At 47.1% G+C, this 15,839-nt stretch carries 12 protein-coding genes and 1 pseudogene; 11 read left to right on the forward strand and 2 right to left on the reverse strand.

Features of this window, described 5'->3' with window-relative positions:
* Positions 1-91 precede the first annotated feature (91 nt).
* From AC2TF6_RS13605 to imm9, 6 genes are all read left to right on the forward strand, one after another.
* Positions 92-835 (forward strand): YggS family pyridoxal phosphate-dependent enzyme, encoded by a 744-nt coding sequence (locus AC2TF6_RS13605; RefSeq protein WP_491311476.1) that lies wholly within the window; start codon positions 92-94, stop codon positions 833-835.
* Positions 836-856: 21 nt separating this feature from the next.
* On the forward strand, positions 857-2,086 hold the full coding sequence (locus AC2TF6_RS13610; RefSeq protein WP_491311477.1) for a benzoate/H(+) symporter BenE family transporter: 1,230 nt from the start codon (positions 857-859) through the stop codon (positions 2,084-2,086).
* 389 nt (positions 2,087-2,475) lie between these two features.
* Positions 2,476-3,498 carry a YncE family protein gene (locus AC2TF6_RS13615; RefSeq protein WP_491311478.1) on the forward strand — a complete coding sequence of 341 codons (1,023 nt, stop codon included), beginning with the start codon at positions 2,476-2,478 and terminating at the stop codon, positions 3,496-3,498.
* 256 nt (positions 3,499-3,754) lie between these two features.
* On the forward strand, positions 3,755-4,513 hold the full coding sequence (locus AC2TF6_RS13620) for a hypothetical protein (protein ID WP_491311479.1): 759 nt from the start codon (positions 3,755-3,757) through the stop codon (positions 4,511-4,513).
* A gap of 78 nt (positions 4,514-4,591) precedes the next feature.
* Complete coding sequence (locus AC2TF6_RS13625) at positions 4,592-5,119, forward strand: hypothetical protein (RefSeq protein ID WP_491311480.1); 528 nt, start codon at positions 4,592-4,594, stop codon at positions 5,117-5,119.
* A gap of 261 nt (positions 5,120-5,380) precedes the next feature.
* Complete coding sequence (gene imm9 / locus AC2TF6_RS13630; RefSeq protein ID WP_491311481.1) at positions 5,381-5,857, forward strand: Imm9 family immunity protein; 477 nt, start codon at positions 5,381-5,383, stop codon at positions 5,855-5,857.
* 568 nt (positions 5,858-6,425) lie between these two features.
* On the opposite strand, the pseudogene pdxR reads toward imm9, so the two are convergent.
* Positions 6,426-7,854, reverse strand: a pseudogene (pdxR, locus tag AC2TF6_RS13635) (MocR-like pyridoxine biosynthesis transcription factor PdxR).
* Positions 7,855-8,254: 400 nt separating this feature from the next.
* On the opposite strand from pdxR, the gene AC2TF6_RS13640 reads away from it, so the two are divergent.
* From AC2TF6_RS13640 to AC2TF6_RS13650, 3 genes are read left to right on the forward strand one after another with little or no spacing between them, the layout of a single operon-like run.
* Positions 8,255-9,745, forward strand: coding sequence for an aminotransferase-like domain-containing protein (locus tag AC2TF6_RS13640; RefSeq protein WP_491311482.1), 1,491 nt, complete (start codon positions 8,255-8,257; stop codon positions 9,743-9,745).
* 27 nt (positions 9,746-9,772) lie between these two features.
* Positions 9,773-10,714 carry a D-alanine--D-alanine ligase gene (locus tag AC2TF6_RS13645; RefSeq protein ID WP_491311646.1) on the forward strand — a complete coding sequence of 314 codons (942 nt, stop codon included), beginning with the start codon at positions 9,773-9,775 and terminating at the stop codon, positions 10,712-10,714.
* Complete coding sequence (locus AC2TF6_RS13650; RefSeq protein ID WP_491311483.1) at positions 10,704-11,888, forward strand: aminotransferase class I/II-fold pyridoxal phosphate-dependent enzyme; 1,185 nt, start codon at positions 10,704-10,706, stop codon at positions 11,886-11,888. The genes AC2TF6_RS13645 and AC2TF6_RS13650 overlap by 11 nt, the downstream gene beginning before the upstream one ends.
* Positions 11,889-12,690: 802 nt before the next feature.
* Here the strand turns inward: AC2TF6_RS13650 and AC2TF6_RS13655 are convergent.
* Positions 12,691-13,809, reverse strand: a complete 1,119-nt coding sequence (locus tag AC2TF6_RS13655) for a mandelate racemase/muconate lactonizing enzyme family protein (RefSeq protein WP_491311484.1) — start codon at positions 13,807-13,809, stop codon at positions 12,691-12,693.
* A 265-nt stretch (positions 13,810-14,074) separates the two neighbouring features.
* On the opposite strand from AC2TF6_RS13655, the gene AC2TF6_RS13660 reads away from it, so the two are divergent.
* Positions 14,075-14,440 (forward strand): hypothetical protein, encoded by a 366-nt coding sequence (locus tag AC2TF6_RS13660; RefSeq protein ID WP_491311485.1) that lies wholly within the window; start codon positions 14,075-14,077, stop codon positions 14,438-14,440.
* Between the two features lie 45 nt (positions 14,441-14,485).
* A complete protein-coding gene (locus AC2TF6_RS13665) occupies positions 14,486-15,703 on the forward strand; it encodes a sialidase family protein (RefSeq protein WP_491311486.1) in 1,218 nt (405 codons plus the stop codon).
* Positions 15,704-15,839 lie beyond the last annotated feature (136 nt).

Below are 15,839 nucleotides of genomic sequence, written 5' to 3' on the forward strand. Positions count from 1 at the left end.
TTTTAAAAATGAATGCTGCCGTTGCTTTTGCGGCAGCATTTGCATTATTACCTCGGTTGTGGAAGAGGAGAGAAGAAAGAGGGGAAGAGAAATGAGCCATCTAGTTGAAGAGAATCTCAAAACCGTAAGGCAGCAGATGGAATTGGCCTGTCAAGTCTCGGGGCGCAAGATCGAAGACGTGAAATTGTTGTTGGCGACCAAAACCGTACCGCTTGAAAAATTGCAAATGGCCATACAAGCGGGTGAAACTCTGTTTGGGGAAAACAAAGCGCAGGAACTGCGGGGCAAATTTCCGCTTATGCAGCAGTATACTCAGGTGGAATGGCATTTTATCGGACATTTGCAGACGAATAAAGTGAAGGATGTTGTCAAATATGTTACGCTCATTCATTCTGTGGACCGTTTGAAATTGGGGCAGGCCCTGCACCATCAGCTCGTCAAAGAGAACAAGACCATGGATATTCTGGTACAAATCAACACGTCTTACGAAGAAAGCAAATTCGGTGCTTCGCCGGAATCGGCATTGGAATTGGTGGAGCAATTGTCCCAGTTTGAAACGTTAAACGTGAAAGGTTTAATGACAATTGGAAAACTGAATGCTACAAACGACGAGACCCGGCACTGCTTCCGATTATTAAAATCTATTCAAACACAAATTAGGGAGAAAAAGTTCCCACGTGTACAAATGGATATCCTCTCGATGGGCATGTCCGGTGATTTCAAGGTGGCCATCGAAGAAGGAGCTACGATCATCCGCGTAGGGACAAGCGTATTCGGCCAACGTTACCTGCCGGACAGTTATTACTGGAACGAAAATGCGCGTCAGGACGATTAGGAGAGAGGCAGGAGAAAGGATATGAACACAACGTCATCTTCGCTGCGCGGTCGCGATTTGATATCGCCGACCATAGCCGCTTTAATATCTGTCATTGTCAACTACGGGGGCACCTTTATTCTCGTGTTTCAGGCAGCAAAAGTCGCGGGTTTAAGTCCCGAAATGACCGCTTCATGGATTTGGTCGATCTCCATTGGAGTGGGTGTAACCGGGATATGGCTAAGTTTTCGATACCGGGAACCGATTATTACGGCTTGGTCAACACCAGGCGTGGCTTTTCTCGTTTCGGCATTAGCGGTAACCCCTTATCCGGAAGCAATTGGCGCTTATATTATCTCTGCAGTAGGATTTATTGTTTTAGGATTATCGGGCATGTTTGAACGTTTCGTCCGGCTTATTCCTCCAGGCATCGCTTCCGGGTTGCTAGCAGGCATTTTACTGCAGTTTGGCATTTCAGCCTTTGGAGGAGCGAAAGTTGACCCATTGCTTGTCATTGTACTGTTTGCCGCTTTTGTCGTGCTAAGACGGTTTACATCCCGCTATGCGATTGTTGGCATACTGGCAATCGGATTGATTTATTTGATTTGTATGGGGAAAGCGGATTTCAGTACGATCCAATTGGCGATTGCATCACCGGTATTTGTCGTTCCGGAGTTTTCGTTACATGCTTTATTGGGCGTTGCAATACCGCTGTTTATTATTACCTTGACGGGACAATACATGCCTGGAATGCTCGTATTGCGGAATGACGGGTTCAAGACGAGCGCGAATCCGATTTTGACCATAACGGGTTTGGGTTCGCTTCTTGCAGCGCCATTCGGCTCGCATGCTTTTAATGTAGCAGCCATTACAGCAGCAATTTGCACAGGAAAAGACGCGCATGAGGATTCGACAAAACGTTATATTGCAGGCATTGCCTGTGGCATGTTCTACATTGTTGTCGGCATTTTTGGCGTGACGTTGGCTGCTCTGTTTTTAATTCTTCCTGCTACCTTTATCGCAACGTTAGCGGGATTGGCATTGCTTGGCACAATTGGCGGCAGTCTTGCCAATGCTTTAACAGATCCCAAGGGACGTGAGACAGCTCTGATTACGTTTTTAGCAACAGCCGCGAATGTGACCTTGCTTGGCGTCGGCGGCGCATTTTGGGGACTTATCGCGGGTTTGGCAGCGCATTTATTGATTCATGGGAAATTTCATAAAAAGCAATACAGGGCGAGAGGAATACAACAAGTCGAACAAAAACAATAGAAGCTATTCCTGTAATAACGATGGGCAAGTAAGCTTCATGGGAGGCGGTAAGTCAAAATTCGCAAGTACAGGGGCCCTCTGTCAGTTGCCCCCTATCGTCGTATGACCGAGTTATCCGGGAAAACTGCCTTACGATTTGCAGACCGATACGGACGTGAGCGACTTTGCTATCGGCCGTTTGGCCGAAAAAAACAAACAGGTCTACGATGGCATTGTTTTGCACACTCGGTTATTTTTCCATGACGATCTCTCGATCACTAGTTTGGAAGGGACGCCAGAAACTCTTTAATCTGGATCAGGGCGAACTTGTTGACATTAACCTGCTGCGAGGCTACGGTGAAGTATTATATGATGGATCATGTAGGAAGCCCTCAAGAAAGGACGTACATATGAATATCACTAAAGTGACGGCTTCATCAGCTCCTCCGACCGCGCCCACCGACGTTTCGGTTCGCTGGCGCACGGTAATACCCGGCAATATGGGGCATCGGCTTTGGCTCGATACAGAGAAAAACCGTGTGCTGGTCAGCGACGGCTGGGGCGTAGCGTTTTCTGCGTTACGGTTGCGAGCTCTTGATCTGAACGATGGGCGCGAATTGGCCTCCGCAAGGCTTGGCAACGTTGTTCGAGCACTCGCTCTAGATGCAGACGGCAGTTGGCTGGCTGCGACTGACACTAAGCTTTTTCGACTCGACCGATCAGATTTGCGATTGATTACGAAATGGACGTCACGCATCCCGAAATACAGCGATAATTTGGTAGCAGGAGCGGGCTTTGTTCATGCTGTCAATAACGCATCGGCTGGACTGTACGCCATTAATCTCGCAACCGGCGCCGTTAAGCGTCGGCTGCTTGACGAGGATGTTCAAATTCACGCCGACGACGATACAGGACTAATCGCCGTGTGTGGCAACGGCAGTTTGTGGCGCGCGGATTTTGGCCTCGCTGCCGCACTTCGCCGAAGCGCCCAACTGCCCGCCATTTGCGATTCGGCGGTAGATCGTCATGGTCGGCTATGGCTCTCTTTAGGCCAAGGAAGGCGACGAGAATCCAATCGCGTATCTTGGGCAGAACCGACCACCAAACTCGGTTTGTTCGATCTTTCGGCAGGCAATAATCTCGTTGAAATTGAGCTTGGACTACCGTTCTGGCAGATCGCCGTGTCTTCCAATGGTGAAAAGGTTTCCGTGTCAGGTGTTGTCTCACGGGAGATCGATGGCCAGATTTATCGGCGTAAAACGGATGTCACCTGTTATAGAACATCCAACTACGAATGTATGTCATGGGTCCGTGTTCCGGAGGGATTCGAGGTCCAAAGCGTCTGGCCCGAAAGAAATCTTGCTTTTGCGACTAAGATGTCAGAACAGGACTCGGATAGCGCTCAAGCAGAACTGATATGTTTCAGTTTGTGATTCTTGCTGCGGGTATTGCGAAAGCTAGAACTTCGGCACGATTGTCTCTGAGAGGATTGAGTCATGGCGTATAAACGGCGGCAATCGGCGGGCCGTGAACGATGAATCCGAACAATGTGCGGTTTCAGGGGAAACAACGAAGTGGCATGAGTTGACAGTAGGGGGGATTGTTCTCTTCATGTGGGAAACGGGGTAAAAGACCAAGCGGACATATTTCTGGCTCGCAGACGAAGATGTTTCGGGAGGGTAATTTTCCATGCATGTAAATTTGTATATTTATCAAAATCATAACAAAGATACACTTGCTCTATATAATGCTGCAATCAGTATTGAAAGGGCGCTTGCGTTGGAATTTAAGAACTTCAGTTACTACTATCTATTGCCTAAGGAAAAAGCTGACCATCCTGGAGATATTGGCGTGAAGTCCGTCAGAAGAAAAAAGTTTGAAGATGGAATCGCATCTGGAGAGATAAAGTCACTTAATATGTCGAATTCCACAGATTTGAGGGAACAAAATACATATGCGATATACGTAAATGATAAAGCTCACGGCGGCACAGCCAACATAAGTCTGCATTTTCCGTGTAAGTACATTTGCGAATTGCAAGCTATGTTTGAAAATATTGTCGGTCTGTCCCGTGCAGCATATGCGTTTCAAATAGAAACGGATTCAGCATTAAAGGGCATATCTTATGTTATTACGTCAACGTTATATAGAAATGAAAGAATAAATTTTTCATCATACCTCTTAAATAATGATAAAATATCCAAACCAAGAATGATGTATCCAGTGAATTATTTCACGGAGACTCAGTTGGGCTACTCACATGATGGTGTAACCTTTCGCGATTTTATAAACGCTTATTTTGGTGCTGACGCGCTTAACGCGTTGGGTAACGATATTTTTATACTGAAAATAGACTCCGAAAAGCTATCAGAGGTCAATAATGACTTTGGAGAAGCTGGTTTTCTAATTTCTTGGATAGAAACCAGAAAAAAGCGAAATTCTCCATGATAGAGCGTGGAGCCGGAGGTTCCACTATTTTAGCCCATTTCACCTGCCGTTTGAGGACAACATTTAGGAGGTAAGCGTATGAAAACACTTCGATTGGAACCACTGAGAGGCATAGATTTGAACGAAGCAGGTTATGTTGCGTTCGGACAAACGGTGCAGCAGGTGAAGCTGCTGTTGGGTGAACCGTCACGGGCATATGACAAACAGCTCTTATACGACGAACTGGAGCTTCGTATTGATTTGAATGATGAGGACCGCGTTGTATTTATGGAATGTATCTTCGGTCCGTTTTGCGAGAAGACAATTCCGCTTATCTACGAGGAACGACCATTTGAACTGTCTAGTGAGGCGTTGATCGCTTTGTTAACCGAGAAAAACAATGGCAAAATCGATGATACGGAAGCCGAGTATGGCTATTCGTTTATGGAAATTAGTGTTGGTATTTATCGTGAAGCAACACCGACGGATGTGCTGGAATCGATCGAGGAAGCCAAAGCCGAAGGAACGTATGAGGAAGATTGCGAATGGCTGGAGAACGATTTGCGGAAGGCGAACCATTTTTGGACGATTGGCATCGGTGAGAAAGGGTATTACACTGCTCTGTGACAGCAGCAAAAATCAGTCGCAAACCCGAATCGAAAATCGGGATTTTTGCAACTTGGAACTACAATATTGAATCGGGAGATCTCAGAATATGTTCGCTTGAGCGTGATGGGGGATCTCATTCGTTTCTCTGCTGAAGGCGAAACCTTGTACGTTATGAGCTAACAGACGAGTGGCGTGATTGGTAGTAAGCACTGATTTCTGTTCATTTCGTGGTAACGATGGATGAATATATTCTGAAACGAGGCTGTTGGAGGTGTAGAGATGTCGCAATTGCCGGCAATTAGAGCATTATTATATGTAGGGGTAATCGATCTTGAGGCGTCAGTTAATCTGAATTTCATACGAGAGCAAGCGAACCAACACATTCAAGAATTGTCTAAGTCTATCAATGTTGATGATCTGGGCGGGTGGCGATTGCTGATCACATTGGTACTCAACTATGGACATGACATAGGCATTGGAAAGCGCGTTGTTTCTTACCCGTCGGATAACGAGAAAGTATGGTCGCTAGGAATTCCAGTACCAGACCAAGAACAAGTCGTGTATGGGCTGAAAGAAAAACACTTCATACGCACTAATTATGTTCGGAGTGACGCATTGTTCGATTCGCTTGACGCGCGGTTCGCTGACTATACCAATCTCCAAAGCTGTTTGACTACCAATGTTTTACGCGCATTGGATGCTGCATTTCAGCGCGGAGTGACCGTCGCTGGAAAGCGCATAAAACTCAATTGGTAGTTACGGTCTGACGAATATTTATTTTCCAGGGAAGATTTGATCGAAATGGACAGGCTGACTCAGGTCACGACTGTTCCCAAACATACGTCATTCAAACGCCTTTTCTTTAGGTACACGAGGGCTGTTTATTGAGACAGCGAGGAAAGCGATATATGTATAATGGACAAGGAGCGATTCGAGAGCTACCTTATTCAGCATCTGCAACTGATGATGAATATAATAATGCTCCCCAAATTCCATCCCTGGAAATGAAGCGCTACATGCAAGCCGGAGACGTCCCCCCAAAGCTGTATGAAGCTTCCGAAAGTGCGCTCAACAGAGTATAGCAAAAAGTTTCGTTTTTCACCATATATGCGCCGCATTCGCTGGTTTTGCACATCGATATACCATCAGAACGGACTACGTGACTTGCCGGGAGGAACCCGCGTCATCCGATTTATGCCAAGCTTATACGTAAACAACGATGAAATAGATCAAGCGGTCGACATACTTGGTCATGTGCTTAGAGAACTGGATGGCATCACGAATTGATTGTAAGAAAGCACAAAATCTGGCGGGGATGCTTGTATTATAAAAGCATCCCCGTCAGACGTTTAATGCCTTCTTCAATAGCTGATTCATCTACTTTAGCAAAACCCAGTACCCATCCTTTACGATCGCTTTCCAAACAATACTTGCTTAGCGGATAAACACGGATTCCCTTTTCGATCGCCAAGTTCGTCACGGCTTCTTCGTCAAACGATGGTTCTGCTTCAAGAAGCATATGCAATCCCGTTTCTACGCCGCTTAGCGTGAAGTGTTCGTTCAGACCTGTCGTGATGATGGCCTTCGTCATGGCCTCGTGTCTGCCGATATACATTTCGAACTCGTCTCATATGGCGCATGAAATGACCATGTTCAATAAAATGAGTAAGCGTAATTTGCTCCATAATCGGAAGATGGCGATAGGTTAATTCATGGACCCGGGCAAGCTGACGAATGGCCTCTTTGGGACCAATGATGGCCGATATCCGAATACCGGGCGCAACCATTTTGGAAAAACTCATCATATATAACGTGTTCTGAGGTCGCTGACTGAACAAGGTTGGAAGCGGGTCACCGCGATATCGAAATTCGCTGTCGTAATCATCCTCAACAATCCAAAACCGCTGCTCGGCAGCCATGTGTAACAATTGTTGCCTGCGAGGCTCCGACATAATAACTCCAACCGCACACTGGTGCGATGGCGTAACAAAGACAAGTTTGGATTGAGGGTGAATGCGGTTAACGCACAGCCCGTACTCGTCGACCGGAACGGGTACAACTTGCATACGCCGATACTTCATCGCCATCCATGCAGCAGGAAAGCCGGGATCTTCAACCGAAACCGTTTCTCCTTCATGTAAAAGGGCTTGTGCGATCAAATCGATGCTATGTTGTGCGCCTGAGGTTAATATGATTTGATCGATATTCACATGAACGCCCCGTTCAAGCGACAAATAACGTTGAATCTGTTCTCGCAGCGGCAGGAATCCGTAGGAGTCGCCGTAAGCCCAACTGTCCAGGTCTGTTTCAGTGGAGGCATGTAAAAAGGATTGCCTCCAATTCTTTTGAAAATGTTCGTCTAAGTAAGGCTCATGGGGACTAAAATCGATCTCTACTTTTCGATTTTCTTTGTCTCCGAACCAGCTGTGCAATTGGCCGATTGCACAGTCTAATAAAGGCAATTCGGGGGGGATGGGTCCTTGTGTCGCTGCAACCTCTGTAGGACGAGTCGCATAGGTCCATTTGCTGACTCTTGTCCCGCCTCGACGAGAGGTTACGGTGTACCCGCGGCTGAATAACTCCTCGTAAACAATCTGTATGGTTGAACGGGAAACGCCAATCAATGGAGCGAGTTCGCGGGATGGGAGCAGCAATTCGCCCGGCGGCCATTTTCCGGTTGTGATATTATGAATCGCTTGGTCTAGAAGCTGCTGCCAGATGGGACGTTCGTCATCTCGGTTTACTTTTAGCATTCATTCACCTCTAGTGTTTCTCCGGGATTATGGATTGTTCTAAAAGATTATGCATGAAGATTTATTCGCAATCCATTGACTGATACATTATCATAACAATAGTTGCTATTGCAAACGATACAATTATCGAATTTTAAACCTAACCATCGTTAAGAAATTGCAAATAGCCCCTCATCCAAAGGGACGAGGAGCCGTGTTGCCACCCTAAGTTAGAACGTTCGCATTTGAACAAATAAAATGTTTTCACTTTGAAATAATCGGTTAAACCGGTACATGTATGGATATGAGGACGTACAGGGGATAAAATGCGGAGGAACCACCGAAGGATTAAAAATCCAGTGCGGTGGTTCTTTTTTTCTCCCGTCTCCTATGCCATCATTATAGATGGGGGCGATGAACGATGTTCCAGGATTTCAAGCTCGTCGGTGACCGTCCGGTCGCGCTGCAAGTGAAAGAATACATCAAACGGTTAATTATAAAAGGGGCGCTTCAGGCGGATCAGAAGCTGCCCTCCACACGAGAAATGAGTGGTCTGCTAAAGGTGAGCCGCAATACAGTCATTGCAGCCTATGAGGGTCTGGAGGATGACGGATTTAGGTATGCGATTCCCGGCAAAGGCAGCTATGTGGCCGCTACGGGGGGGCATTTGACTACAGACACCGGAGGAGCTGACGGCTCTGGCGCCTGGCAGATCGACTGGAAGGCAAGAATGAACGAGTATGCTGTATCGGCTGTGGAGCTGGATATGATGAAGCAGGGCATTCGCGCCCAAAAAGGAGTCATCTCTTTCACAAGCATCGCTCCGGATGAGCAGCTGTTTGATCTGGGGGATGTAAGGCGAGCCTTTATGGACCGGATGGCAATCGAAGGGCAGGTGCTGCTCAACTACGGCTATGCCAAGGGCTATAAGCCGCTGATCGATTACCTGATACGTTATATGGAGAATAAGGGCATCGATATAAGCGGCAAGGATATGTTGATTACAAGCGGATTTACGGAAGGCTTTGACATTGTGTTGTCGGCACTGCGCCCTTCGGCGCGCCGCGGAGCGGCCATTTGTGAAAATCCGACCCATCATACAGCGATCAAAAATTTGAAACTGCAAGGATTTGAAATTACCGGCATTCCGATGGAGCGTGACGGTATTGATGTGAAACAGCTTGAGAAGGTAATGCAGAACCAGACAAACAGCTTTGATCTGGCCTATTTGACTCCTTCCTATCACAATCCTACAGGCATCGTCATGTCGCCGGCGAAGCGCAGCGCCGTTATAAAATTAATGACCCGCTATCAGATTCCGGTGATCGAGGATGGATTCAATGAGGAGCTGCGCTACTCGGGAGCGCATGTTGCCCCGTTAATAGCGACAGCAGGGCAAGGGAACGGAGTCATCTATATTGGCAGCCTCTCCAAGGTGCTGTTCCCTGGTTTGCGAGTGGGTTGGGTGCTTGGAGACCGGGCGCTGATCAACAATCTGGAGAGCATTAAGCGTGCACGCACCATTCATACCTCAACAATCGATCAATCGATTTTATATCAATACTTGCTCAACGGAAATTTCGATAAATATATAAAAAAAGCGCGTATGGAATATAAGCGCAAATATGAGCTGACGAAGGCGTGCTGTGAAGCACATCTCCCTGAGGCGCAACTGTCCGGCGACGGGGGCTTGCATTTGTTTCTTACCTTCCCGTCAAGCGTAGATACACGCCAACTGCTAGAAGCTTGCACAGAACAGGGTGTTATTTTTACGCCGGGAGACAAGTTTTTTATTCAAGAAGGCGAAGGGACGAATACATTGCGGCTTGGTTTTTCACGAGTGACGGATGAAAATATCGAGCGGGGTATTCAGATCATCGGCCAAGAGGCGCGCAGCTTTCTTCAGGGATAACGATTTTTAAGAGAATGAGGGGTCATGATGAGGATAGGCGTTATTATGGGTGGTATTTCATCTGAACGAGAGGTTTCTCTGCAGACAGGTCAAGAGATGATCCGGCATTTGGATCGCAGCCGCTATGAGGTGGTTCCAATTGTGATCGATCAGCGAGCGGATTTAATCGCACAGGCTCAACAGGCAGGCATAGATCTCGCGCTATTGGCGCTTCACGGCCAGTATGGCGAGGACGGCACGGTGCAGGGAACGCTGGAGACACTGGGCATTCCATATACAGGCAGCGGTGTCCTGGCAAGCAGCCTATGCATGAATAAGCAGCTATCCAAAAGGCTGCTGAAGACTGTAGGCGTGCATACGCCTGAAGGGCTTTGCTGGCAGGGGATGGACGATTATGAACCGCAGGCGGTGAAGCAGCTGGGTTACCCGGTTATTGTGAAGCCGAATATGGGGGGATCCAGCATCGGGATCCAACTTGTGCATAAGGAGAAGGAATTGCTGCCGGCTGTTCAGAAAGCTTGCAGTTTCGATCAGGCGATCTTGATTGAGCCCTATATTAAAGGAACGGAGATTACCTGCTCGATTGTGGACGGCGAGGTATTACCGATTATCGGTATTCGCTCCGCGCATTCGGAGTGGTTCGACTACAAAGCGAAATATGAGGCCGGCGGCGCTGAGGAGAAGGTGATCCGGCTCCCTCCAGCTACCCAGCAGCGTGTGCGTGAAGCGGCGCTTGCCAGCTACCGGCTGCTGCAGTGCAAGGTCTATGCAAGAGTCGATATGATTTTGTGTCAGGATGTACCTTACGTGCTGGAAGTAAACACCTTACCGGGAATGACCGAGAACAGCCTGCTTCCGAAGAGCGCAGCAGCTGCAGATATGACGTTTGCACAGCTGCTGGACCGTATTATTGCCAGCTCGCTCCTTGAGCGGAAACAGGAATGGGGGATGGTGCAAGATGTTAAGTGAAGAGGGCACAGGGCGGTTTTTATCCTCGCGTGTACGGGATATTCGGCCATCGGGTATTCGCGCTTTTTTTGATCTGAATGCAGCAGGCGGAGATACAATCGCCCTTGGAGTCGGAGAGCCGGATTTCGTTACACCGGAAAAGGTACGTGAAGCCTGCATTCAAGCATTGCGTGAAGGGCAGACGAAATATACCTCAAATGCCGGCTCGATGGAGCTGCGGGAGGAGCTTTCGGCTTATCTTGCCGACAGCTTCACGCTTTCCTACGATCCCGAGCAGGAAATCATCGTGACAGTGGGGAGCAGTGAAGCCGTTGATCTGGCTCTGAGAGCAGTGATTAATCCGGGGGATGAGGTGCTTATTCCGGCACCAAGCTATGTTGCCTATGAACCGATTACCCATCTGCATGGCGGTAAAATCATGGAAGTGGCGGCTACGGTACAGGAGCAGTTCAAGCTGACCCCCCAAGCACTTCAAGCGGCGATTACGCCTCATTCGAAGACTTTGATGATCAATTATCCATGTAATCCGACCGGAACAGTTATGACTGAGCAGGATTGGCTGCCAATTGTAGAGCTCATTATCAAACATAATTTGGTTGTCATTTCGGATGAAGTTTATGCCGAGCTGACTTATGGGAGAAAACATGTCAGTATCGCCTCCTTTCCGGGCATGAAGGAGCGTACGATTGTCATCGGCGGCTTTTCCAAAGCGTTCGCGATGACAGGCTGGCGGGTAGGCTATGCTTGCGGCCCGCGCGAGTTGATAGCCGGCATGCTTAAAATCCACCAGTACACGGCCATGTGCGCCCCTACCCTTGCACAGATCGCCGCAATCGAATCATTGCGTCATGGCTTGGCTGCCAAGGATGAGATGATGGCGAACTACAATGAACGCCGCAAGCTGTTTGTAGCAGGCTTGAATGCAATCGGGTTGACATGTCACGAGCCTGAGGGGGCTTTCTATGCCTTCCCTTCAATTGCTTCTACTGGCATGTCATCTCAGGAGTTCGCTCTTCGGCTGCTGGAGGAAGCGAAGGTGGCGGTCGTGCCGGGACATGTATTCGGATCTGGCGGAGAGGGGTTTATTCGCTGCTCCTATGCAGCCTCACTCTTCGATTTGGAGAAGGTGCTGGAGCGGATGGGAAGGTTTATGCGGGCGACGCAGTCGATTTGATGAAACTATCACAATTACTGAAGTTATCTTCATCGAAACTGATTTCAGCATATATGAAGAAACTAGAGAGAACTTCAACTTCACTTCAGTGGGTTGAAGTTCTTTTGTTCATCTATAAATTTTATAACTCAAAGTCACATGAATATATAGTCGGTAACATAAACCTCGTGGAGGAGCATTTTGTTCGGATTGGGGAACAGAAGACGGGCAGCGAGGCACCGACGCTTTTTTCGCATTTTCTTGTCGTTAGACCTTACCTGATGTGATACTAGTTTTTACTATTTCGATTCACATTCGTTTATAAGAAACTCTGAATACGATAAGGGGAGCCGGCATCGCTGCCATGGATATCACGGACCGCGAAGAGCGGCTATACACGGTTCGCGAGCTGATCGCTTATGCGCACCAAGCAGGCGCTGCCGCGGCATGATCGGAGCGGGGCTTCAGGTATGCGAATACGAGTAATATCCGAATATGATCATTTACAAATCCCATCAATGAAACTATTGATGGGATTTATTTTTTAACGGTTATGTTGACATATGGAAAGATAAGAACTAAGAATAGCACAGGCTATTGTATCTTTGTCTTGGACTAGCGGGTACCCCTGAAGAAGTTCGAGCACGCTTCTCCCCTTACAACATAACCTGGTATAATTCAGAGCCAGTGGACATAAAAAAGATGACCCCTGATAAATTCAAAATTTAAGGGTCATCTACTGGCAGCTTAACTCTAACAGACATACGCGTCTGCAGAAGCAGGCACTTATTACAAATATTACGTCACGTCGCCTTGCAGGAAACTATGCGTAACTGCTTCCGTCCCATTGATAAAATGCAAGCATGTCCAGGTCGATTTCAATCCCGATTCCGATGCCGTATGGAATGGCTATCTCACCATTTGAAGGTTGAACCGAAATCAAATGGTTAAACGGGTTGTCCATAACATCCCATTCCACGGGTTCGATCATTTCCGTTTCCATTTTGCTCCATGGTTCCAAACAGGCTTGAGCGAATAAAGCATATAAGCGTGTTAATGCACCATCATAGGCATGAGGCGTTGCACGAATGCCAAATTTTCTGGCGAGGCTTAATGTTTCCCTGTACTCGTCTATCCCTGTAACATGCAAGGGATCGGGAGTGATATAATCCAGAGCATACTGGGAGAGCAGGGGAATAAAATCCGATGCTATTTTGATGTTCTCGCCTCCGGCCAAGGGAACAAAGAACCGGCTTCTTAATACAATATATTCAGCTATGTATTTAATTTGGAGCGGTTCTTCCATCCATAGTAGATTGGGCCATTTCTCAAGCATAGTCTTCCATTGAAGAGTTGCCGCCACATCATAACTTTGATTGGCGTCTAGAGCCAAACTAATCTTTCCTTGCAACAAATGTTGTACGGACAGAACATGGCGTTGATCCTCAGCGATTGATTTACCGCCTATCTTTATCTTGATCATGTTAAATCCTTCGGTAACCGCTTGATTAATCGCTTCAAGTGAATGTTTGTGCCAATCCGTTTCTACTGAATAGGACTGAAACGAGGCATAGACGGGTACTTTATCCCGATATTTTCCGCCCCATAGGTCGCATACGGACAACCCGCTCGATTTGGCTAAAATTTCTGTTAAAGCCATACTAACAGCCGTGGCTGCGCGCGAATGCCACTTTTTTAAAATCAGCACCAATTTGCTTCTGTCAACGATCGGTTTACCTATCAAATAAGGAATGATTCGCTCCTGAAAACCTTTATGCAAGGTTGGCAGCCAATCCACACACTCTCCCCAGCCTTCGACGCCGGTATCCGTAGTAATCCGGAACAAATAATTGGTTCTGTATGATTTAATGCCGTTGGCATCTCCATATGCCGCGGGAAGACGATAAAAGAGCGGAAAGGTTTCGATTTTATGAATTAGCAAGCAAACTATCCCCCTAAACTTGTTGTTACTGTTTAGTATGTCACGTGTTCACCGTTTTATGTCGGAAACTAGAATGAAAGTGTCAATTATTAAACAATTTATTCATTGCGACCGCGTGAAAGATTTTCTATCTGGATCCTATCGAATAAAATTCGATTCCTTTTCGAGGAAATTAAAAAAAGGCAGAATGTCCTGTGACATTGTCCACGCTATTCGGACGTGGTGTTCATATATTAAGCTAAACCAATGGAAAGGGAGTGCTTTCATGCCTTTAACAACGGGCATCATTACGAATACGGGAACCACACCTGCATCGAACCTTGTAATCAATCTTGACAACGATAATCTTAGTTTTACATCTAACGTTGTTTACCATATCTACGTGTGGAACAGCTTGGTGAGCAAAGCACTCGTTTATTCGAATTCACTGTTTATCAATGCGAACACCAGCCAAATCCTTACTTTCAGCATCACAGGCAATTCTTCTTATCAGGTTCAATTTCTGGTTACAGGTACGGTACCAACCGACACAGTCATCACGGTATTCGGAACGGATTCGTCCGGAAACGTAATTCCGCATCAAAGAATTCTGCAGCAAGAACTCACCCAAATCGGGCAGCTCAGCCCTTAAATTGAGGTAACCGTCCTTATCACGATAAAGAGGGGAGAAGAACCTGTGGCAAATATACAAATTTCGCCGAGTGCCAGTATTCAGTTTGAGCCAAGCATAGCGGTGAATTGGCTAAATCCCTCTGTTATGGTGGTCGTAGCTGTGGATTTTAGCACAGGATCGCCGAATATTGGCCTTTATAAGTCAATTGACGCAGGAGCAACATGGAGCACGACGCTGTTCCCGTTACCAGCGGGGTTCGCAGGCATAGAATCGCCTCATATTGATTATATTTTTCCGAATTCTTTTGTTGTGCTGGCACATGCCTTTGATGAGAACGGCCTCAGCGGTACGGTAGTAAGCTATACTTCCAACGATAATGCCTCCTCGTTTGGACCGCCTGTGGTTGTCAATCAAGGATATGGACAGTTTGTCAATGACGATCAAGTAGTAGTTACCACTGACAAAGCCGGATCCAGTCCGTTTTTTGGATCCATTTATACGGGTTATACACACGATTACAACACGGAGTTCACACCGGGAAATACCATATTCTTCAATCGTTCCAAAGATGGCGGAAACACGTACTCGGACCCAACGCTTCTCTCTTCAGTCACCGAATTTGAAGAGTTTCCCGGTATTGCGATTACATTAAATGGAATTCTCATCGTAGGATGGATAACCCAGCCTCCCGGCGTAAGCGAATTTAATATCCGTACTTCACAAGATGGCGGAACCACATTTGATATGGAAACCGTGGTTACACCGGTCGTTGTTGTACCTTCGCCATTACCCGGCTATCAATTCAGGTGCCTGACGTATCCCTCCTTGTCGGGAGACATCTCAAACGTTCCGACAACGCGGGGGAACGTCTACGCCGTTTGGCAAGACTATAGAGAAGGTTATTCCGATATCTATCTTTCAATCTCCACAAACTTTGGTGTAAATTGGGGGACGCCGATGCCGATAGCAGACAGTCCGGTCGGATCCCAGAACTTTTTCCCGGCTATCACTGTTTCCCCTTCGGATGGAGCCGTGTTTGTTTCCTATTACACCAATCGAGTCAATCCGCCCGATCTTGACGTTTTTCTCGCTACATCCAGGGATGGTGGAATCACGTTTATAAACACTCGCCTTACGACGACTTCGTTTAGTGTTGCGGGTCTTCTTGTAATCGGGGACTACATCGGCAATGCGATCGTCCCGCAGACAGACCGTCTTGTAACCGTTTGGATGGACACACGGACAGGAATTGAAAACATCTGGTTTGGAGATAACCAATAAACTTGCTTTTTCAAGCTACCTAAAAGGAATAAGCCTTGATGCCAGAGAGAATGTCCGGTTATCCAGGCTTGCGTGGGAGTTAAGCGTGAGCGCGTTTGACTCTTTTTTTGTTTGGCAGGCTTACGTACAATCTAAA

Source organism: Paenibacillus sp. JNUCC 35, from assembly GCF_058269095.1.

Coding starts and splice junctions, on each gene's coding strand:
- AC2TF6_RS13605 (WP_491311476.1), top strand. CDS start 92: ATGAGCCATCTAGTTGAAGAGAATCTCAAAACCGTAAGGCAGCAGATG.
- AC2TF6_RS13610 (WP_491311477.1), top strand. CDS start 857: ATGAACACAACGTCATCTTCGCTGCGCGGTCGCGATTTGATATCGCCG.
- AC2TF6_RS13615 (WP_491311478.1), top strand. CDS start 2,476: ATGAATATCACTAAAGTGACGGCTTCATCAGCTCCTCCGACCGCGCCC.
- AC2TF6_RS13620 (WP_491311479.1), top strand. CDS start 3,755: ATGCATGTAAATTTGTATATTTATCAAAATCATAACAAAGATACACTT.
- AC2TF6_RS13625 (WP_491311480.1), top strand. CDS start 4,592: ATGAAAACACTTCGATTGGAACCACTGAGAGGCATAGATTTGAACGAA.
- imm9 (WP_491311481.1), top strand. CDS start 5,381: ATGTCGCAATTGCCGGCAATTAGAGCATTATTATATGTAGGGGTAATC.
- AC2TF6_RS13640 (WP_491311482.1), top strand. CDS start 8,255: ATGTTCCAGGATTTCAAGCTCGTCGGTGACCGTCCGGTCGCGCTGCAA.
- AC2TF6_RS13645 (WP_491311646.1), top strand. CDS start 9,773: ATGAGGATAGGCGTTATTATGGGTGGTATTTCATCTGAACGAGAGGTT.
- AC2TF6_RS13650 (WP_491311483.1), top strand. CDS start 10,704: ATGTTAAGTGAAGAGGGCACAGGGCGGTTTTTATCCTCGCGTGTACGG.
- AC2TF6_RS13660 (WP_491311485.1), top strand. CDS start 14,075: ATGCCTTTAACAACGGGCATCATTACGAATACGGGAACCACACCTGCA.